Here is a 20,173-nt window from a genome sequence, read left to right as displayed (position 1 = left end):
TAACGAATAGCAGGCGGAGCCATGATCACATCTTTCATCACTCATCAGGACTGCGCCCTTCATGACATGGGGCCCTGGCATCCGGAAAGCCCTCTGCGCCTGAATGCCATCATTGATCAGCTTAAACTCAGCGGTTTGATGAATCAGCTGATGCAGTACTCTGCCCGACCGGTCACTGAAGAACAGCTACATCGTGCTCACCCCAGAGCACACATCCGCTCATTACAACTGAGTCTGCCACAGGAAGGTTTCACCGCCATTGAAGATGAAACCCTACTGGGTCCGCGCTCACTGGATGCCGCTGGCATGGCTGCCGGTGCTGTCGTGCGCGGTGTTGAACAGATCTTCAAGAACCAGGCTGACAATGTGTTCTGTGCCGTGCGCCCACCGGGGCACCATGCTGAACGCGTGGAAAGCATGGGCTTTTGTTTTTACAACAATGTAGCCGTTGGTGCGCTTCATGCACTGGAACATTACAAGCTGGATCGTGTAGCCATTGTTGATTTCGACGTACACCACGGTAACGGTACGGTTGATGTATTCCGTAATGATCCGCGTGTGCTGGTCTGCTCCAGCTTCCAGCACCCCTTTTATCCCTGGCGTTACACAGATCACCAGGGCGATCACATCATCAATACACCCCTGGACGCCCATACCGGTAGCCTGGCTTTCCGTAAAGCCATTGAAGCCAGTTGGCTGCCTGCCCTGCAGGCATTCAAACCCCAACTGATTCTGGTATCTGCCGGTTTTGATGCACATCGTGAAGATCCCATGGGTGAACTGAATCTGGAAGATGACGATTATCACTGGATCACCACTCTATTGATGGATCAGGCCCGCATCCATGCACAAGGGCGACTGGTATCCGTGCTGGAAGGGGGTTATGACCTTAACTCCCTGGCGCGATCAGTTCACCGGCACATAGAGGCGCTGCAGGGCCTCTGACGCACCGGATGACTTTTGGATTTGCCTGCACTGGAGTATAGTGGAACCCATCGCGACTAACGTCGATCAAGGATACCCATGCATGCAACAGGTCAGTGACTCTCAATTGCCGCCGACCCTGATCAAGAAACTTCAGGATTGCAGAACCCTGCCCTCCCTGCCAGCCATTGTGGTGAGCATTCTTGAGCTGGCGCGCACACCCACAGCCGGAACCCTGGAGCTGGCCAATCTGGTTGCCAAGGATCCATCCCTCAGCGCCAAACTGCTGGCCGCAGCCAACTCTGCCTTTTATGCAGGCAGCGAATTAAAAACGCTGCAACAGGCGGTTAATCGTATTGGCATGGAAGGTGCCCTGTCCTTGTCGCTCAGCTTCGGGCTGGCCTTTCGTGGCACCCGTGACAGCAACGGCATGGATCTGGACAACTTCTGGAAGCGAGCCCTGATCAGCGGCATGGTGGTGCGTGAACTGCAACGCCTGATGAACCTGCGCTTTGATGTTGAAACCACCTATCTGGCGGCAGTGCTGCAAGACATTGGCATGCTGGCATTAAACGAGATGGACCCTGATATTTACGGTGTGATTTATCACAGTGCCCGCTCCCACCGCCAACTGGCTTCTTTTGAAGAGCGTGAATACGGTACCAACCACACCCAGGTAGGCCACTGGTTATGCAGCCGCTGGGGCTTACCGGAAAAGTACACTCTGCCGCTGCTGAACAGCCATCAACTGCCTAAAGAAATAGACAAGACCAATGCAGCCCAACGTGTATTGGCTTTATCCGGCTTGATGGCTGACCCCTGGTTGTCTTCCAATCAGGAGATGGCGATGACACTGGCCTACCAGGCCAGCCAGGATTATCTGCAGATGGATGAGCGCCAGTTCTCTCATCTGTTGCTGCACTTGCAAGACAAATTACCTGATATTGCCCGCCTGTTTGAAATCAAGGCACCGGCACAGATCGACACCTTTAACCTGCTGCAGGAAGCCAAACACCTACTGGTGGAGCGCAACCTGCGCATGATGCAGAAACTGGCGCAGCAGCAGCAGGAAATTGACGAACTGCGCCGTAATTCTGAAAAACTCCAGGAACAGCTCAAAAAAGATCCGCTGACAGGTATTTTTAACCGCCAGTACACCGAAAAAGAATTGCAACAGCACTTTATGGCGATTCAGCAATCCGGTGGTTCTCTGGCGGTTGTTTTCATTGACCTGGATTATTTCAAAACCCTGAATGATCAATATGGTCATGCTCTGGGTGACTCAGCGTTAAAAGCCTTTGCTACGGCACTGGAGCAGGAATTGGAAAGCGGCTGCATTGCTGGCCGTTATGGTGGCGAAGAGTTTGTTGCCTTGTTGCCCGGTTTTAACCAGGATGAGGCACTGGCTTTTGCAAGGCGCCTGCAAGAGCACCTGGCCAGTACCCCCCTGCTAAGCCACAACAAGGAAGATATCTATGTGTCCGCATCCATGGGCATTGCTGTTCAGCAATTAAGGGATAATGCCCAACCCGTTTTTGCTGACGCTGATGAGCTGGTCAGTGCTGCAGATCAGGCCATGTACAATGCCAAACGCACAGGGCGTAATCGCATCCTGTTGTTTACCTCTGGCGGACAAAGCCAGGATCTCAGTGAAAACAGCTGAGAGTTCTCAGTGAAAACAGCCAGGAAGCTTACATAAGAACCCTATATAAAAAAGAGGCCCTACATGGCCTCTTTTTTATTTCACAGCTTTTATCACACCATTTTTATCACTTGGCGGCAGGATTAGCCTTCATCTGCCGGCGCGTAAGAACCATCCTCACGGTGCTTTTCCGTACCGGTGATTGCCGGATAAAAAACACAAGCCACCGTCATGGTTTTACTGGCACGCAGCAGGTGTTGATCGTGTTTATCCAGCACATACACATCACCGGGCCGAATCGGCCAGATTTTACCATCAGCCACGGTTTCCACTTCGCCCTCACCTTCAATGCAATAAACCGTTTCCAGGTGGTGCTTGTAATGGATGGGAGTCTCGGTTCCAGCGTAAATTCGGGTGATGTGGAATGAGTGGTTCATGCCATCATCCGCCAGCACCAGCCGGGTGCTGTCCCAGTTACCGTTTTCAGCCACCACAAACCGATCTGTCTTGCGGGCTTCTTCCAGGTTTCTGACTATCATGCCACCACTCCTCAGGCTGACTTACGGGTCTGATTGCTGTTCAGCCTGTCCAACTGGCGTTTTACAGCCTGCTCAAGAATATCCAGTCCCTTGTTCAGCTCATCATCACTGATCAGCAGCGGACACAGGCATTTGACCACCTGCCCTTCTGGCCCGCTGGTTTCGATGACGAGGCCATTTTCAAAGCAGTCAGCCACAATCTCGTCGGCCAGATCACCCTGCAAGATATCCAGTCCACGCATCAGGCCACGCCCCCGTTCGGAGGCCTCAATACCGGCTGCCTGATAAGCACGAGCCAGCTGTTTGAAGCGGTGCTCGACAATCTTGCCCTTGCGAGTGACATCACGCGCCAGGTCATCATTACGCCAGTATTCACGCATCGCAGTGGTGGCCGTGACAAAGGCCAGGTTATTGCCTCTGAAAGTACCGTTGTATTCACCTGGCTTCCACTGATCCAGTTCCGGCTTCATGAACACTGCTGCAAAGGGCAATCCATAACCGGACAGCGATTTGGAGCTGGTGACAATATCCGGCTTCAACCCGGCATGTTCAAAACTGAAGAACTTGCCGGTACGGCCACAGCCCGCCTGAATGTCGTCGACAATCAGCAGAATGCCATGCTTGCGACAGATTTTTTCGATGCCCTGCAACCATTCAATGGAAGCCACATTAATGCCGCCTTCACCCTGTACGGTTTCCAGCAGGATCGCTGCAGGATAATCCACTCCACTGGAGTTATCAGTCAGAGTCTTTTCCAGAAAGGCCAGACTGGATGAGTCGCCATCCATGTAACCGCAGTAAGGCATGAAGGAAACGCCGGCAGTGGGCATTGCTGCTGCATGGCGGAACTTGCTGTTGGCCGTGGTGGCCAGAGCACCCAGAGTCACACCATGAAATGCATTGGTGAAGGAAACTATATTGGTGCGACCGGTAGTGTTGCGGGCAATCCGCAGGGCAGCCTCAATGGCATTGGTTCCGGTCGGGCCACAGAACTGTACCTTGTAATCCAGCCCTCTGGGCTTAAAGATCACCTGCTCCAGGGTTTCCAGAAAATCACGTTTGGCACTCGTCCACATATCCAGACCATGGGTGATACCGTCATCCATGATGTAATCCAGCAGGGCTTTTTTCAGCTTTGGATTGTTGTGGCCATAATTCAACGTGCCGGCACCCGCCAGAAAATCAATGTAATCCTTGTCGTTTTCATCCGTCAGGGTGGCACCACGTGCACGCTTGAAAACGGTTGGAAAGGAACGGCTGTAGGTGCGAACTTCAGATTCCAGGCGTTCCAGGGATTCAGAGTTAACGTTTACGTCAGTCATGGTGTTTTACCTGTCTGTTTTTTAATCGGTGAAGTGGGTCATCAATGAGCTTACCGGGCACTAAGCAAAGGGCTTATTCTGGAAGGGCCCGATCCTGACCAGTACTTCCGGTTCATGCTGACCACCCAACTCAGCGGTACTGAACAGCACTTGATCGGTCAGTTCAGCCTGGCGATCCCGCGCAAAACTGCGAAATAACGCCCAGGAGGCCTGATTGTCCGGAGTAATGGTCGTTTCAAGAAAACACACGTCATGGCATGCCTCCCGCTCCAGCACTGCATCCAGCAAGCGCCTGGCCATACCCTTGCCTCGCAGTGACTCACCCACTGCTACCTGCCAGAGAAAAAATGTCGAACTGTTACCCGGCTTGATGTAGCCGGATAAAAAAGCAGCAACCTTGCCGTTCAGCTCGGCAACAACGCAGGTTTCAGCAAAATGAGTGCACTGCAGCAAATAAAGGTAGGTCGAATTGACATCCAGCGGAGGGCAGCTCTGAATCAGCTGATGAATAACAACACCATCATCAGCTACAGGCTTTCTGATACGTAGATTTTCAGTATCCATATAAGTTGTGGTCTCTATCCAGGATGCATACAGGATAACAGAAACCACCCAAAAATCAAATTTTGGATTATGAAGAAATGGTTAAATCATAATTTTTAATTATCATTCTCCGAATCAGCCCAACCCGGTAGCTGCCATAAAACAAAAAACCCCGCCAGGGCGGGGTCACTTCACTTTCTGCAGTTCGTGCCTGGACAGCCAGTGATTAACGTCGTGTCAGGCTACGCAGGGTCACCAACTCTTCAGCAGAGGTGGGGTGAATGCCAAGGGTGGCATCAAAATCAGCCTTGGTCAGCCCAGCTTTCACTGCAATGCCCATTCCCTGTACGATTTCACCGGCTTCCGGACCCACAACATGGCAACCAACCACCTTGTCACTGGCATCATCCACCACCAGTTTCATCAGGCAACGACCAGGATTACCAGACAGGGTATTACGCATGGGTCTGAAGCTGGTGGAATAAACCCGGATTTCGCCATAAACCTGACGTGCTTTTTCTTCACTCAGCCCCACTGTACTAATATTGGGGTGGCAAAACACTGCAGTGGGAATGTTGTCATAATTCATCACCCGTGCAGCTTCACCGCTGTAGAGGTTATGCACCAGGACCATGGCTTCAGCCAGTGCCACAGGTGTCAATTGCGGGCCACCGGTGACATCACCCAGCGCATAAATGCTCGGCACCTCGGTACAAAAATGTTCATCAACGGGGATTTCACCCTGTGCATTGGCCTTCAAGCCAACATTCTCAAGACCCAGGCCCGCCAGGTTGCCGCGTCGACCTGTGGCACAAAGCACCGCGTCCACGGTTAACTGTGAACCATCAGCCAATGTCACCAGCAGTTTGTCCGCCTTGCGTTCAAGGCTTTGAATCTCCTGCTCCAGCAACAGCTTAACGCCATGAGCACCGATTTCTTCCTGAACAAAGTCACGTACTTCTTCATCAAAACCACGCAACAACTTGTTACCCCGGTACACCAGTGTGGTTTCAGCACCCAGACCTTTAAAGATCGAAGCAAATTCCACCGCAATGTACCCACCGCCGTACACCAGGAAGCGCTTCGGAAACACCGGCAGGTCAAACACTTCATTGGAAGTGATGCAGTGCTCTGAACCGGGAAAATCCGGAATGTAAGGCCAGGAGCCAGTGGTAATCAGCAGGCGTTCCGCGCTATAGGTCTTTTCACCCACCTGAACGGAATGAGCAGAAAGGATCTTGCCCCGCCCTTCGATACGGGTCACACCACTGTTGTCCAGCAGGCGGTTATACACCCCATTCAATCGGAGGATTTCCCTGGCACGGTTATCACGCAATACCGGCCAGTCAAACTGCGGTGTACCGATGTTCCAGCCATAACCGGCTGCATCAGCAAAATCTTCCCCGAAGTGGGCGGCGTAGGAGTAGAGTTTTTTGGGTACACAGCCAACATTAACGCAGGTTCCGCCCCAGTAACGGTCTTCAATGATGCCAACCCTTACACCCCGACCTGCTGCCATACGCGCAGCACGCACACCACCGGATCCGGCACCAATCACCAGCAGGTCAAAATCATGTTCACTCATCAGGTCTTCCCGTTATGAAAAATGGCAGCAGCCATTATCTGTAACGGAAAGTGTTATGACAACGTCTGCAGCCCTGAGCAGTACGATCAATCAACTGACCCGCCTGACTCATGCGGCCGGCACTCAGGTCTTCATGGATTTTTTCAAGATTGTCCAGAAACTCATCCATCAGGAAGTCATAACGGTCTTTACGATTCCAGATTTCCGGACGAGCACGGCTCTGAGGAAACATTTCACGGGGAGAAGGATGATCAAACAAATCCGGGAGGCGGTAACCCAGGCGCACCAGTTCACTGGAGTAAACCATGGCACCCTGACGATCAGTACTGCGCTGATTCACAACCTTGAAACGCAGTGCTTTGAATAAGCGATCGATTTCATCAAAGGTATCGATGCGAAGATCCACATCTCTTGCAGACATTTCAGCTTGAGCCTGTATCGGCAACCAACCCAGCAGAAACACTAACAACAGTGATAAGCCACTGCGGGACAAGTGGTGCATCAGTATCCTCCGTCTATTTTTTTCAGTATATCAGCCGATCCTCTTGAGTTTGATTCCCCACAACAGGGTTGGGTTCAATTTTGGCAAATGCTGAGGATGCACAGAGGCCATGACATTATAGTCAAACTCACTGGTATCCCGCTCCTGCAAACGCATGAACAGCTGTCCACGGTCATCCATCACGCTGGTGACCATCGGTGCACGGCTATCGGAAGTACGACGCACAACCACCCCAACTTCCCCATTACGCAGACGCACGCAGGCACCCGGTGGATACAGACCCAGTTCATTCAGAAACACCATACTGAGCTTGGGATCAAACTGCTGTCCCCGCTCAAGAAAAATTGAGCGCAGGCTTTGCTGGGCACTCAGTCCGGGACGATGGGGACGCCCACTGACCAGCGCCGAGTAAACATCACCCAGCGCAACAATACGCGCTTCCGGCCGGATTTGATTGCCTTTAAGCCCCTTGGGATAACCCTTGCCATTGGCTTTTTCATGATGCTGAAACACAATTTGCAGCCAGAGGTTGTCATGCACTCCGGCCGCATTGAGCATTTTCACCCCTTCCAGAGGATGCTGATCAACCTGCGCCCTTTGTTTGTCATCCAGTGGGGCTGCCTGGGCATGCAATCGCATCTGGTAGGCATTCATGCCCACATTCTGGGTCAAGGCTGCAGCCAGCATGGAAAGCTGGGTACGCTGGGGAACATTGAGTGTGCGGGCAATCAGCGCCGCCATAACAGTGACGTGCAAGGGGTGCTGGATGATGTAGGCATGTTCACGGTTCAAGTGCACCGCACCCAGCACTGCATCACTGTTAAGCTGCACCAGACCTTGAATCTGAGCAGCCATTTCATAGGTTTTGCGCTCAACTTCACCGGGTTTGGCAGATTGTTCTTCAATGCGTTCAAAGAGTTTTTTGAGCTGATAACCCAGCTCATCCAACTCCGCAAAAGGATTGGTGTTTTCTGCAAAACGCACCGGTTGGGGTTCATCCGGTGGCGGGCCGGCTTCCTCGGCACCCGGTACCGGACCGGATTTGTAACGAAACCCCTTGCCCAGCAGGTTATCCAGCTTACGCTGGTTGTCGATAAGGGCACCCTCTTTCATCAATAGCTGGCCGGATGCCGTATAAATGGTCCAGGGTAGCTTCATGCCCAGCTCGATTTCCTTCTCATCAAGCGGATGAAGCTCCTGATCTTTTTCCTTCGCCATGGTGTTTCAACGTCCTGCGGGTCGATGTTTCATTCGATTCTAACCGAGAGGAGACGCAGGCGCATGGACAGAAGATTGCATATTTACAGGGTTTAACAAATCCATCCTATCTTCATGCCTTCCGGTAAAGCTAAGGAACAAATGCAACACGCTGTTACGTGTATATCAAGGCTGGCGTTGTGTTTCTCGTTGGGCATCCCGCCAGGCTTCAATGCCTGGATAACCTGCTTCCAGGGCGCGAGCCTCCAGCTCAGCTGAATAACGTCCAATAAAAGCAAACAGCGCCACCACCAGCAAACAAAGGGTTAAAGCAGCATGCAATACCGGCATTCGCGGCAGTCCCAGGCGCTGAATGATCCAGCTGCGACTGGGTGGCCACCAGAGAAAACCCAGCAGGGCCAGCGCAGCCCCTGTGAGAAAATAAAAACCTGTCAGCCAGAAACCGACCAGTATCAAAGAGCACCCAAAAAACCAGCCCAGACTGGTTGCAAGCCGTCCATCCATTATGATCACGCCTTTTGTCGGAAATGCTGGAATGCTACCCTTGATGCCATCAAAGTCAACCTGAGTCCATGAGTTACTTATGTCCAGCAGCCCCCTGTCTCACGAAGCCCTGCAACATCGCCTGCGTTTTGCTGAAAAAATTGCCCTGCAGGCTGGTCAGATGATGAAACAAGCCCGAGTAGATGGTGGCTTTGAACGCAATTACAAAAACCACCAGGAACTGGTGACCAGCACTGACAAGGAAATAGATAACTTCCTCTGCAGTCAGTTACAGGCAGCCTTCCCGGATGACCGCATCCTGAGTGAAGAAAACATCACCGACACTCAAGGGGCTGCAGAGGCTCCTGCCCTGTGGATTCTGGACCCGATCGACGGCACCGTGAACTTTGCGCATGGCCAGCCTCATGTGGCAGTTTCCATTGGTTTTTATAGCCATGGTGTACCTCAGATTGGTGTTGTGCATGCACCCTTTCTGGAGGAAAGCTTCAGTGCCATTCGCGGGCAGGGTGCTTATCGCAATAATCAGCCGATTCATGTCAGCGGACTGACCCATTTGCGCCCGGCACTCATTGCTTCAGGTTTCCCTTACGACAAAACCCAGTTGGCACCCCTGATCAACCGGTTGGCGGTGCTTTTGCCTCAGTGTCAGGATCTGCGCCGCTGCGGTTCCGCGGCACTGGACATTTGCCACGTTGCGGATGGTTCGCTGGATGGTTATTACGAAAGCCTGAGCCTGTGGGATTTTGCTGCAGCCGTACTGATCGCTGAAGAAGCCGGTGCCCAGCTCAGCCACCTCTACCCCAGTGATTTTGTTGGCCTGTATCTGGATACCCGTGACTGGATCATCACCACTCCGGGCATCCATCATGAATTAAAACAATGCTTACTGGATGCTGATGGTGACTGAGTCTTAAAGTGGCTCACCATAAGCACGTACCTGTCGAGTGGTCCATTCCGGCTGGCTGAGAAATGCAGCCGGATGATCGGTAAAGACCCCGTTGACACCCCAGCTTTTCAGTTGCTTGCCTCGCTTAATGGAGTTAACGGTATAAACATACACTTCAAAACCACTGGCACGAATTTCTGCCACCTGCCAGCGCCGCAAGGCAAACTCTGCCAGATGAATGGCACGGACCTCCAGCTTCAGCGCAGTCTGCTTCCAGTCATGCGGCAAGCGCTCCCACAAGAGTGCCCGTGGAATGCCGGGAGCCAGCTGCAGGGCTTCAGCAATGGCTTTATGACGAAAGCTGGATAACACCAACGGTAAGGGTGCTGACTGTTGAATCACCGCCAGACTGGCTTGCAGGGTTTCCCGCCATAACGATCTTGTTGAGGGTTTGATTTCCAGGTTCAGCCCCAACCCCAGTGCATGCAGCCGCTGCAAAGCTTCAGCAAGGGTGGGAATGGGTTGTGCCTGGTCATCACTGCCGATGGGGGCGTGTACACGCAAGCGCTGTAACTGCTCGAAGCGATAGGACGCCAGCTCACCATAACCATTGGTCAACTGATCCAGATAACGATCATGAAACACAACAGGAATGCCATCTGCCGTCAGCATCACATCCAGTTCAACCCAGCGTGCTCCCTGCTCAGCAGCCAGTGTCATGGCTCTCAAGGTATTTTCAGCAGCCTGCTGCCGTGCACCTCTGTGTGCAATAACAGATGACATCAACATAGCCAGCCATCCACAATATTCGCTAACATCCAACCCCCTGATTCCAAACTGTCGGAGCTGAGGCATGGCCCGCCCCCTGATTGCAGCAATCAACCTTGCTGCCTTGCGTCACAATTATCAGCTGGCCCTCGGCCAGTCCGCAACTGGCACAGCAGTGGCCGTGGTCAAGGCTGATGCCTATGGTCATGGTGCCATTCCTGTTGCCAGAACCTTGTCTGATCTGGCTCCTGCCTTTGGTGTGGCCTGCATTGAAGAAGCTGAGCAACTGCGTACAGCCGGCATCCAGCAACCCATTCTGTTGCTGGAAGGTTTTTTTGAAGCGGAGGAAATCCCGCAGCTACTGCAACAGCAGTATCAACCAGTGTTACACAGCCAGTGGCAGATCGATCAACTGACAAGCCACCTTCAGCAGCATCCCGTAAAACCTGGCAGCCTGAATGTCTGGCTGAAAGTGGATACCGGTATGCATCGGCTGGGGCTGGCTCCGGAAGCGGTTACTGCTGCCTGGCAAACCCTGCGGCAGCTACCGGCCATCGGTGAAATGACTCTGGTGACCCATTTTGCCCGTGCGGATGAAACCAACTGCCCTGTCACTGAACAGCAGATCACCCGCTTTCAGGCCTTGCAACAACAGCTCCAGTGCCCGGCCAGCCTGGCCAACTCGGCGGCAACCCTGCACTGGCAGGCCGCACAACAGGGCTGGTTGCGCCCCGGTATCATGCTGTACGGTGCTTCTCCTCTGGTGACAGGTCATCCCCTTGGTGAGCAACTGCAGCCGGTGATGACACTGGAATCCCGTCTGATCAGTGTGCGGGACTTGCCGGCCGGCGAAGCCGTGGGATATGGCGGGCGTTTTGTCACCTCACAAGCAACACGCATTGGTGTCATTGCCTGTGGTTATGGTGATGGTTATCCGCGTCAGGCACGTGATGGCACCCCCATTCTGGTCAATGGCCGCCGCTGCAGCCTTGCCGGTCGTGTTTCAATGGACATGATGACGGTTGATCTTGGGCCTGGTTCCAGCGACCAACCCGGTGATCCTGTTGAACTCTGGGGCAACAACCTTTCCGTCAATGAAGTCGCCGACTGGTGTGACACCATCAGTTATACCCTGCTGACTGGTTTATTACCGCGCGTCAGACGTATTTATTCTGGAGAGTAAAATGATCACCGCTGTTTCTCCGATCAAAAACGTGGGTTTTGTTGGCATCGGTCTGATGGGAACACCAATGAGCAGACGCCTGCTGCAGGCTGGCTTTAATCTGTTTCTCTGGAACCGCACCCGGAACAAAGCCGAAGCCCTGGTCAGTGAGGGAGCCCATCTGGTTACAGACCTTCAGCAACTGCCCAAGCAATGTGATGTCATCTGCCTGTGCCTGGCAGATACTCAAACCGTTGAGCAACTGCTGCTGGATGAAAATCATGGCCTGCTGCCCCATTTGCAAGCCGGCCAGTTGATCATCGACTTCTCCAGCATTGCACCGGAAGCAACCCGCAAACTTGCAGCCGCCGTTCAGGAGCGAGGTTGTGACTGGATTGATGCACCTGTTTCCGGTGGTGTGGGCGGTGCTGAACAAGGGCAACTGGCCATCATGTGTGGTGGCAGCGACGCAGCCCTGGTTCGTGTTAAAGCACTCTTTGAACCACTGGCCCGGCAGGTGACCGTTATGGGTCCGGCAGGCAGCGGCCAGGTCGCCAAGGTTTGCAACCAGATGCTGGTCAGCTGCAATGCCATGGTGATTGCCGAAGTCATGGCCCTGGCAGAAGCTGCTGGTATTCATGCAGAACGCCTGCCGCAGGCATTTGCCGGTGGTTTTGCTGACTCCCTGCCCTTGCAGTTATTGGCACCCCGCATGGCAAAAGCAGACTATTCCGAACCCAGATGGAAAGTCCGCACCCTGCTCAAAGACCTGGACCTGGCCGGTGACCTGGCCAGGGACACCGGGCGCAGTGTGCCAATGAGCGGACTGGCAGCCCAGTTGATGCGCAATCACGCGATTCAGGGCATGCAGGATGCGGATCCAGCGACCCTGGTGGAGTGCTACCGCATCCATCAGCAGGGAGAAAATTGATGAAACTGGCCGCCAATATCAGCCTGCTGTTCCGTGATCTGCCATTACTTCAACGCATCACTCAAGCCAGACAACTGGGCTTCAGCGGTGTGGAAGTGCAATTTCCTTATGAGCTGGCTGTCAGTGATTGGCAGTCTGCACTGCAAGCAGCTGACATGCCTTTGGTGCTGATCAATCTACCCGCCGGTGATTTTATGCAGGGTGGTGATGGTCTGGCCTGCCACCCACAACGCAAGCATGCGTTTCGTCAGGCTCTGGAGCAGGCATTACCCTATCTGGACACCCTGCAACCAGAGGTTTTTAATATTTTAGCCGGGCGCCAACCGCTGGAGTATGAAACACAGGCCTGCCTTGACTGCCTGCTGGACAACCTGCAATTTGCTTGTGAACGCCTGGCGGATTACCCCTTACGCATCACCTGCGAACCCATCAACAACCTGGATCAACCCCGTTATTTAACGCCCAGAGTTGCCGACTGGACCAGGCTGGCGGAGGCATTGCAACAACCGGCTTTTGGACTGCAGCTGGATATCTATCATGCAGCCCGGATGCAGGAAGACCTTACAGCCTTGATCAAAGAATATGCTGCTCAACTAGCCCACATTCAGTTTGCAGACTCACCTGGCCGTAGCCATCCTGGTACAGGTAACTTGAATCTGGACGACCTGTTTCAACAACTGGCTGAGGTTGGTTATTCCCACTGGTTGGCAGCCGAGTTTCCCGCTGACAGTCATGAGGACTTTACCTGGCTCTCACATATTCATGGTATTTTATGAGACTGAAGTGCATCTTTGTACGCAATCTCCTACAAGCGCCGCTGCAATTACCTGCTATTCAGGCACAAGGGTGATCTCTAATATTGAACTTGAGCTTTCTGGAAAGGGATCTCCGGCTCAACAGGCAAGAATCTCAACTCAGGTTGAGAAGACTCCAGGTTCAAAAGACCAGTCTGCGCCCCGCTTCGGCGGGGCGTTTCGTTTTCTGGCGAAATAATAAATTCAAGATTTATAGCAGGTATCAATCGGGGCCTTAGGTTTTTCAGATTGGTTTTCACTGGTATAGTGTCGCAGGCTTTTGTTACCCCCGAATCCCTTGAGGTACTGCAATGCACATCGTAATTTTTGGTCGCCCTGGTTGCCCTTATTGCGTCAGAGCCAAGGACCTGGCAGAACGCCTGGAAACCTCACAAGGCGCAACCTACCGCTATGTTGACATGTACGAGGAAGGTGTCACCAAGGCGGATCTTGAAAAAACTGTAGGCAAGCCTGTACAGACGGTTCCTCAGGTCTTTATCGACAAGCAACATATTGGTGGTTACACCGAAATGGAAGCACACGCCAGGGCACAAGGCTGGGTCTGATCAATCGGTTGGTTGATACCCTGACAAACAGCCGCTGAACAGCGGCTGTTCTGCTGATAAGCCAGGGATTTTCTGAAATCTGCAGCCCAACACAACGAAACCGCCCATGCTCAGCTATCGCCACAGTTTTCATGCCGGCAATTTTGCCGACCTGCTCAAACACCTGACACTGCATTATCTGCTGGACTACCTGAACCGCAAGGACAAACCCTGGTTCTATCTGGACACTCATGCCGGTGCCGGCCTCTACTCTTTGAAATCAGCTAGCGCAGAAAAAACAGGTGAATATCAGGATGGTATCCAACGTCTGCTCGGTGCTGAGCCGAAACACCCGCTACTGCAAGCATTTCGGCAACAGGTTCTAAGCTTGAATACCAAGCCCTCCGAACTCTATTACCCTGGCTCACCACTACTGGCCAGCCTGATGATGAGACCTCAGGATCGCATGCAACTGCATGAGCTTCATCCGCAGGATCACCGCTTGCTCAGTTCACACCTGCAAAACAAGGCACGTGTACGCATTCAGCAAAGTGACGGTTTTGCTGCGCTGAAAGCAAGCTTGCCACCACCCGAGCGCCGAGGTCTGATCCTGATGGACCCACCCTATGAACTCAAGGAAGACTACCAACGGGTGATTCAAGCGGTACAAGAGGGCGTCAAGCGTTTTGCCACCGGCACCTATGCCATCTGGTACCCGGTACTGCAACGCCAGCAAACAGAAAGCTGGATTCGTCAGTTCAGCAATGCCGGTTTGCCCTCATTACTGCGTTTGGAACACTGCCCTCTGCCTGACAGCAGTGGTTTTGGCATGACCGGAAGCGGCATGTTAATCATCAACCCTCCCTGGTCACTGGCTCAGGATTTTAAGACCTTGATGCCAGAGCTTAATCAGCTGCTGCAACAGGGTAAGCCTGGTACGTTTTGTATAGAGCAGTCAGGAAACATCTGATTAACCATTGCGCCAGGTGATGCTTCCCTGGCGATTTTTTAGACTTTGGTCAACTGAAACTGGACAGGGCATTAGACTTTTTGTGCAATGCACAAAAAAATGCTTTCTTTCAACATAAATTCTGGTTAAGGTCTTCTCAGTTTTGATGTAAACCACTTGTGGTATTCGTTACCGCGCTCCATTGAACTGATCAAGAGCAGGAGACCGATATGTCCAGAAGATGTTATGTCGCTACAGCCGGTGGTTTCTGTATGGCTGTCAGCAGCAAGCCCTCTGAAGAACAAACGTCATCCCGTGTCAGCCAGGACGCTGCCGTTAAACCGGAAACACTTTTAGCCAAACCTGGCCAGAACTCCGGTCCTTCATCGATTGCAACACTGAAAAAAACAGCCTGATCCCGTCTCACCGTGCAGCCACCCGTGGTAGTTCACGCCACGCGGTGGTATAAGCCGGTGAGCGGTTTTCTTGCTTGGTATGCCAGGGTGCCTGGGGCCGATTTAACCCCATCACCAGGGTATCACGCCCCTGAGTACGATTAATTTCATCCATCACCTGCATCAATCGTTCACTTCTGATGCGTCTTGCCAAATGCTCTGGCTGCTCCAGCAAGGTCAGCTGTTCAGCGGACTGATCTGCCAGATCCATCAGTAACACTCCTGCTTTGTGGTAACGGTATCCAGGACGCCATAAGCGCCGCAACAACTTGTTAGCCGCATGCAGCATTTCAGCCGTATCAGCAGTTGGTTGCTCAAATACCCATACCAGTGCATCACTGTGTTGTGGTTGATCGTGATTAAAAGGATTGGTTCGTAAAAAAACGGTCATGGCCCGTGCACAGGATTTTTGGCGTCTGAGCTTTTCGGCGGCCCGGTTAACATGTGTACGCAAGGCCTCTGCCAGATCTTGCTGATCCGCTGTTGCCTGGCCGAAAGAACGAGAAACCCGGAGTTGTTTGCGTGAGGTGTCATCGGAATGGACATGACGACACGCCTGCCCTTTCAGCTCCCACTGGATTCTGGCCAGGGTAACTGAAAAACGGCGACGAATGAGTGCTTCCGGTGCTTCACGTAACTGCCAGGCAGTAGTAATTCCCAGATCATGGAGACGCTCAGCCAGGCGGCCACCGACGCCCCAGACCTCACCAACAGGGGTTTTCATTAACAGGTTACGCGTTTCCTCTGAGTCAGCCTCCAGCAAATAAACACGATCTCCCTGAGTTTTTTTCTTGGCCTGGCGATTGGCCAGCTTTGCCAGTGTTGCACTGGGTGCAATTCCAACCCCTACAGGCAGATGCGTTTCTTTCAACACCGCTTGCTCCATGGCTTGCCCTAGCTCTTTCAGGGTGTCGGTGAAAAAACCAGGCAGATGCACAAAGGACTCATCAATTGAATAAGGTTCCACCCACTCGGAAAAGCGACTCAGTACATCATTAACCCGACGACTCATATCGGCATAAAGTGGATAGTTGGAACTGAGCAACACAGCACGATAACGACGAACCAGGTGCTTGAGCTTGAAAGTGGGCGTGCCCATCTCAACACCCAGGGCTTTAATTTCTTCACTGCGCGCAATCACACAGCCATCATTGTTGGATAACACCGCAACAGGTCGGCCTCTAAGGCGAGGAGCAAAAGCCCTTTCGCAGCTGACATAGAAGTTATTGACATCGACCAGGGCTACCCACTTTTGATCTGCTGTTCCCCGCTCCATTGAAAGGCGGGTGACATAAGCTGTTGATGCCTGCATGGCTCACCTCGAACATGATTTTTATACAGTATATGTTTTTATACAGCACTCATGTCAAGCTACCCAGAGGAATTTTTTTGAAAAGCTCTGCACCAGGCAGTTAAGATGGCTGTTGAACAGACCGTTAAAAAGGCTTTTTTGTGATACAACCCTCCCAGGAACAATTGCACCAGGCCATCGGCCCCTTTTTTATGCCCCTTGGTGGTGCCGGTGAAATTGGCGCGAATTTTTATCTCTATGGCAGTGCTGGTTACTGGATTGCAATAGATTGTGGTATGGGCTTTTTAAAAAATGGCCTCGCTGATACCACCATCCTTCTGCCGGATGTAAACCTGCTTGAAGATAACGGTATAACAATCCAGGCTCTGCTGATTACACATAGCCATGAAGATCATATTGGTGCTTTGCCCTGGTTATGGCGACAGCTCGCCTGCCCGGTTTATGCATCACCCTTTGCCGCTGAAATGATTCTGAGTCGAGTCAAACCTGAACAGCAGGGCGGAAAGCTTCACCGCATTCGCCCTTTACGTTGTTATGAGTTTGGCCCCTTCACTGTAGAATGGATTCCCGTCACCCACTCCATCCCTGAGTCACATGGCATCCACCTGCAGGTTGCCGGACGCAGCCTCTATCATACTGGTGACTGGAAGCTGGACCCCGCACCGGTTATTGGTGAAAGAACGGCGGTGTCACGCCTGCAAGCGCTGGGGCAGGAAGGTATAGACCTGGTCATTGGTGACTCCACCAATGCAACACGTGACGGCCACAGCCGCTCTGAACTGGCTGTACAGCTGGGTTTAATGGAGCAGATACGCAAACACCCCGGCCGGGTGCTGGTGACCTGTTTTGCCAGTAATCTGGCACGCATGGCCAGCCTGGGCATCATTGCACGCCATACCGGGCGTCATCTGACCCTGCTGGGGCGCAGTATGCAAAGAGTACGTAGCATCGGAGCTCGACTGGGTTACCTGGAAGACTTCCCACCCTTGATACCCTCCGTTGATCTGGGCTACCTACCCAGCCATGAACAGTTACTGATTTGTACTGGTAGTCAGGGAGAGCCTGGAGCAGCCTTATTCCGTCTGGCTAATGCCAGCCACCCGGATCTGGAACTGGAAGCCGGTGATCTGGTGATCTTTTCTTCAAAAACCATTCCCGGCAATGAAGCAGCTGTTGAAGGCCTGGTGCAAAAGTTGCGCGAGCGAGGCATATTGCTGGTGACTGATGGGGATGCTTGTGTTCACGCATCAGGACACCCATCACAGGATGAGTTACGCCAGCTTTATTCCTGGTTGAAACCCACTTGCCTACTGGCCATGCATGGTGAGCCTCATCACGAAGAAGCACACGTGCAACTGGCCCGTGAGCTGGGCATGCAAGCGCGAGCGGCCTGGAATGGCGAGCTTTATGATCTGTCATCCATACCGCGCAAGGTGGCGGCCCTACCGGCAGCGTTACAACCTGCTCCGCAGCCAGAAAAAAGCCGAGGGATCACCGCTTCCTAGCGTTTTAGGTTGTGGGTAGTGGGTAGTGGGTAGTGGGTAGTGGGTAGTGGGTAGTGGGTAGTGGGTATAAACAAAAAAAGCACCCCGTAGGGTGCTTAAATCTGAATTCTTGGTGGAGGGCCAGGGATTCGAACCCTGGGAGGGCGCAAACCCTCGACGGTTTTCAAGACCGTTGCTTTCGACCACTCAGCCAGCCCTCCAACACGGCGCGTATCTTATCAGCTGGTTTTCAGCTGTCAACTAATTTCTCTTGGCAGGCTTTTGAAACCACTGCTAACTCAGACACTTAGAAAGGCTCTTGGATCGACTGCGACAAAGCTCTTAATCACTCGTCAGCATGAAACTGCAGCGCCAGTGAGTTCAGGCAATACCTCAAACCCGTTGGCTGTGGACCGTCATCAAACACATGCCCCAGATGCCCATCACAGCGTACACAGCGGATTTCCGTGCGAAGCATGCCATGCGAGGTGTCTTCAATATAACGAATATGTCTGGCATCCACTGGCTGATAAAAACTCGGCCAGCCAGTACCTGACTCAAATTTTGCCGTGGCGCTGAATAACGGCAGGTCACAGAGACCGCAGTGGTATACCCCTGGCCCCTTCTGATCCAGATAACCACCACAAAAAGGAGGTTCCGTGCCCTGATTCAACAGTACATGCTGTGCCTCCCGGCTCAGCTTACTGGCCAACTGGTGTTTCTGCGCTGCTGTCAGGGGGGTGAGATCAGGCTTGTTCATGATGCAGACCAGCGGCGTAATTGCAGGCGTCCGAGACGCTGCCCTTTCTCATCATAAGCTTCCGCCTGCAACACCAGTCCAGGCACATCCAGCGAAAAATGAACCCTTGCAGTCTGCTCCGGCTCATCTTCAAACCAGACATCAATGACTGCAGCATTCATACCCTGGAAACGGGTGATCTCCACCACCCTGTATTCAATGTCGTTATTACGTCCACGTGGATTCAGTACATTCAGGTACCCACTGCTGCCCGCACCATCTCGTGTTGCCAATGCCGGCAGAAGGAACACCACCGTCTGACGATCATAAGTGGTGGCCTCACGCTCGGCAAAAGACAGACTACGATCAGTCTGGTTGCGAATAACTCGGGAACGAGAGCGAAAATCCATTGAAACCGGCAACAGACCATCGAGGCTGAAAGTGGCTTGTTCACGCCAACTGGCCAATTGCACACTAGCCTCCATCCTACTCCGGAATCCGGTACGGTTCTGTGTCACTTCATGCGTGATACTGATGCTTGGTGCAAGAGCATAACGTGAGTCGAGCTGATAGACGGCTGTAAAAGGAATCACTGCCTGTTCCATCGCCAGGATTAATTGGCTCGAGAACAACAAAACCAGCGCCGCAACCCCTTTGCCAAAAAAGCTTTTCATCCTGAACACCTCACCCCTGAAGTCTGACCTTGATTGTGTTCAGCATACCAGCGAAGCATAAAGCCGGGTAGCCTCTCCTCTGGACCACTGACCATCAGTAGAGTTCATTGAACCCACTGCCTTTAACCACCAGCGGCATGCCTGCAACAGTAAAGATCACTCGCTCACAGACGCTTGCCAATCGCTGATGCAAAAGCCCTGCACGGTCACCGTAAGCGCGCGTCAGGGCATCCAGTGGCATGATGCCCAGTCCGGTTTCATTACTCACCAGAATCAGGTCGGCCACGCCGCCTGCACTGACCACTGCCACCAGCTCATCCAATAACTGATCCACTCGCTGCAGGGCAGCTTCACTCAGAGCTTCTTCATCAGCTAAATCTTCACACAAAACCTGGGTCAGCCACAGGGTCAGGCAATCCAACAGGATCACACCCGGTTGCTGCAGCAGCTGTTGCAGCTGTGCTGGCAAGCGGGCATCGGGAATTTCCAGCGTTAACCAGTCATCCGGACGGTGTTGACGATGCTGTTCAATGCGCCGGGCCATTTCACCATCCCCGGCTCGCGCCGTGGCCAGATAGGTCACCGGATAGCCGGTTTGCAGGGATCTTTCTCTTGCCTGCTGCTCAGCCAGGCGACTTTTACCGGAGCGTACCCCACCCAGAATCAGTTGCCGCATGATGCTTGCTCCTCTTGCC

At 52.9% G+C, this 20,173-nt stretch carries 22 protein-coding genes and 1 tRNA gene; 10 read left to right on the top strand and 13 right to left on the bottom strand.

What is annotated here, in order from left to right:
- Positions 1-21 precede the first annotated feature (21 nt).
- Both BT114_RS09455 and BT114_RS09450 read left to right on the top strand, forming a co-directional pair.
- Entirely contained in the window at positions 22-945 is a 924-nt protein-coding gene (locus BT114_RS09455; protein WP_072326213.1) for a histone deacetylase family protein, read from the top strand.
- An 82-nt stretch (positions 946-1,027) separates the two neighbouring features.
- Positions 1,028-2,587, top strand: coding sequence for a sensor domain-containing diguanylate cyclase (locus BT114_RS09450; protein WP_072326212.1), 1,560 nt, complete (start codon positions 1,028-1,030; stop codon positions 2,585-2,587).
- Between the two features lie 122 nt (positions 2,588-2,709).
- On the opposite strand, the gene BT114_RS09445 is transcribed toward BT114_RS09450, so the two are convergent.
- From BT114_RS09445 to BT114_RS09415, 7 genes are all read right to left on the bottom strand, one after another.
- A complete protein-coding gene (locus tag BT114_RS09445; protein ID WP_072326211.1) occupies positions 2,710-3,105 on the bottom strand; it encodes an ectoine synthase in 396 nt (131 codons plus the stop codon).
- Between the two features lie 11 nt (positions 3,106-3,116).
- Positions 3,117-4,427 (bottom strand): diaminobutyrate--2-oxoglutarate transaminase, encoded by a 1,311-nt coding sequence (gene ectB / locus BT114_RS09440; RefSeq protein ID WP_072326210.1) that lies wholly within the window; start codon positions 4,425-4,427, stop codon positions 3,117-3,119.
- Positions 4,428-4,487: 60 nt separating this feature from the next.
- Positions 4,488-4,991, bottom strand: a complete 504-nt coding sequence (ectA, locus tag BT114_RS09435; RefSeq protein WP_072326209.1) for a diaminobutyrate acetyltransferase — start codon at positions 4,989-4,991, stop codon at positions 4,488-4,490.
- Between the two features lie 205 nt (positions 4,992-5,196).
- A complete protein-coding gene (gorA, locus tag BT114_RS09430; RefSeq protein ID WP_072326208.1) occupies positions 5,197-6,555 on the bottom strand; it encodes a glutathione-disulfide reductase in 1,359 nt (452 codons plus the stop codon).
- A gap of 34 nt (positions 6,556-6,589) precedes the next feature.
- The gene (locus BT114_RS09425; RefSeq protein WP_072326207.1) at positions 6,590-7,057 is read right to left on the bottom strand and encodes a cytochrome c; all 468 of its coding nucleotides are present in this window, start codon (positions 7,055-7,057) and stop codon (positions 6,590-6,592) included.
- Positions 7,058-7,087: 30 nt separating this feature from the next.
- The gene (locus tag BT114_RS09420; RefSeq protein ID WP_072326206.1) at positions 7,088-8,275 is read right to left on the bottom strand and encodes an HD-GYP domain-containing protein; all 1,188 of its coding nucleotides are present in this window, start codon (positions 8,273-8,275) and stop codon (positions 7,088-7,090) included.
- A gap of 165 nt (positions 8,276-8,440) precedes the next feature.
- Positions 8,441-8,779, bottom strand: coding sequence for a hypothetical protein (locus tag BT114_RS09415; protein ID WP_072326205.1), 339 nt, complete (start codon positions 8,777-8,779; stop codon positions 8,441-8,443).
- A 79-nt stretch (positions 8,780-8,858) separates the two neighbouring features.
- Between BT114_RS09415 and BT114_RS09410 the strand changes: the two genes are divergently transcribed.
- Entirely contained in the window at positions 8,859-9,686 is an 828-nt protein-coding gene (locus tag BT114_RS09410) for an inositol monophosphatase family protein (protein WP_072326204.1), read from the top strand.
- 3 nt (positions 9,687-9,689) lie between these two features.
- Here BT114_RS09410 and BT114_RS09405 read toward each other — a convergent pair whose 3' ends face one another.
- Positions 9,690-10,448, bottom strand: a complete 759-nt coding sequence (locus tag BT114_RS09405; RefSeq protein WP_177247074.1) for a glycerophosphodiester phosphodiesterase family protein — start codon at positions 10,446-10,448, stop codon at positions 9,690-9,692.
- Between the two features lie 70 nt (positions 10,449-10,518).
- Here BT114_RS09405 and alr point away from each other — a divergent pair, with 70 nt between their 5' ends.
- The 6 genes from alr to BT114_RS14900 all read left to right on the top strand — a co-directional run bounded on the left by alr (position 10,519) and on the right by BT114_RS14900 (position 15,230).
- Positions 10,519-11,616, top strand: a complete 1,098-nt coding sequence (gene alr, locus BT114_RS09400) for an alanine racemase (RefSeq protein WP_072326202.1) — start codon at positions 10,519-10,521, stop codon at positions 11,614-11,616.
- A gap of 1 nt (position 11,617) precedes the next feature.
- Positions 11,618-12,526, top strand: coding sequence for an NAD(P)-dependent oxidoreductase (locus tag BT114_RS09395; RefSeq protein WP_072326201.1), 909 nt, complete (start codon positions 11,618-11,620; stop codon positions 12,524-12,526).
- Positions 12,526-13,302 carry a hydroxypyruvate isomerase family protein gene (locus BT114_RS09390; protein ID WP_084662096.1) on the top strand — a complete coding sequence of 259 codons (777 nt, stop codon included), beginning with the start codon at positions 12,526-12,528 and terminating at the stop codon, positions 13,300-13,302. The genes BT114_RS09395 and BT114_RS09390 overlap by 1 nt, the downstream gene beginning before the upstream one ends.
- A gap of 329 nt (positions 13,303-13,631) precedes the next feature.
- Positions 13,632-13,886, top strand: a complete 255-nt coding sequence (locus BT114_RS09385) for a GrxA family glutaredoxin (RefSeq protein WP_072326199.1) — start codon at positions 13,632-13,634, stop codon at positions 13,884-13,886.
- A gap of 106 nt (positions 13,887-13,992) precedes the next feature.
- Positions 13,993-14,835, top strand: a complete 843-nt coding sequence (locus BT114_RS09380) for a 23S rRNA (adenine(2030)-N(6))-methyltransferase RlmJ (RefSeq protein WP_072326198.1) — start codon at positions 13,993-13,995, stop codon at positions 14,833-14,835.
- Between the two features lie 209 nt (positions 14,836-15,044).
- Entirely contained in the window at positions 15,045-15,230 is a 186-nt protein-coding gene (locus BT114_RS14900; protein WP_143142809.1) for a hypothetical protein, read from the top strand.
- Positions 15,231-15,237: 7 nt separating this feature from the next.
- Here BT114_RS14900 and BT114_RS09375 read toward each other — a convergent pair whose 3' ends face one another.
- Complete coding sequence (locus BT114_RS09375) at positions 15,238-16,581, bottom strand: Y-family DNA polymerase (protein WP_245770419.1); 1,344 nt, start codon at positions 16,579-16,581, stop codon at positions 15,238-15,240.
- A gap of 140 nt (positions 16,582-16,721) precedes the next feature.
- Here BT114_RS09375 and BT114_RS09370 point away from each other — a divergent pair, with 140 nt between their 5' ends.
- Complete coding sequence (locus BT114_RS09370; RefSeq protein ID WP_143142808.1) at positions 16,722-18,086, top strand: ribonuclease J; 1,365 nt, start codon at positions 16,722-16,724, stop codon at positions 18,084-18,086.
- 110 nt (positions 18,087-18,196) lie between these two features.
- On the opposite strand, the gene BT114_RS09365 is transcribed toward BT114_RS09370, so the two are convergent.
- The 4 genes from BT114_RS09365 to cobU form a co-directional block, all read right to left on the bottom strand.
- A tRNA-Ser gene (locus BT114_RS09365) sits at positions 18,197-18,286 on the bottom strand.
- A gap of 125 nt (positions 18,287-18,411) precedes the next feature.
- Entirely contained in the window at positions 18,412-18,825 is a 414-nt protein-coding gene (gene msrB, locus BT114_RS09360) for a peptide-methionine (R)-S-oxide reductase MsrB (RefSeq protein WP_072326195.1), read from the bottom strand.
- Positions 18,822-19,478: a hypothetical protein gene (locus tag BT114_RS09355; protein WP_072326194.1), complete on the bottom strand. Its 657-nt coding sequence runs from the start codon at positions 19,476-19,478 to the stop codon at positions 18,822-18,824. Before BT114_RS09355 ends, msrB begins: the two co-directional genes overlap by 4 nt.
- Positions 19,479-19,572: 94 nt before the next feature.
- Positions 19,573-20,154 carry a bifunctional adenosylcobinamide kinase/adenosylcobinamide-phosphate guanylyltransferase gene (cobU, locus tag BT114_RS09350; RefSeq protein ID WP_072326193.1) on the bottom strand — a complete coding sequence of 194 codons (582 nt, stop codon included), beginning with the start codon at positions 20,152-20,154 and terminating at the stop codon, positions 19,573-19,575.
- Between the last annotated feature and the right edge of the window lie 19 nt (positions 20,155-20,173).

Origin of the sequence: Marinospirillum alkaliphilum DSM 21637 (genome assembly GCF_900119735.1) — a bacterium.
GTDB classification, from domain to species: Bacteria; Pseudomonadota; Gammaproteobacteria; order Pseudomonadales; family Halomonadaceae; genus Marinospirillum; species Marinospirillum alkaliphilum.
The sequence above is the reverse complement of the archived record's forward strand: the minus strand, read 5'-3'. Positions and strand labels throughout refer to the sequence as shown.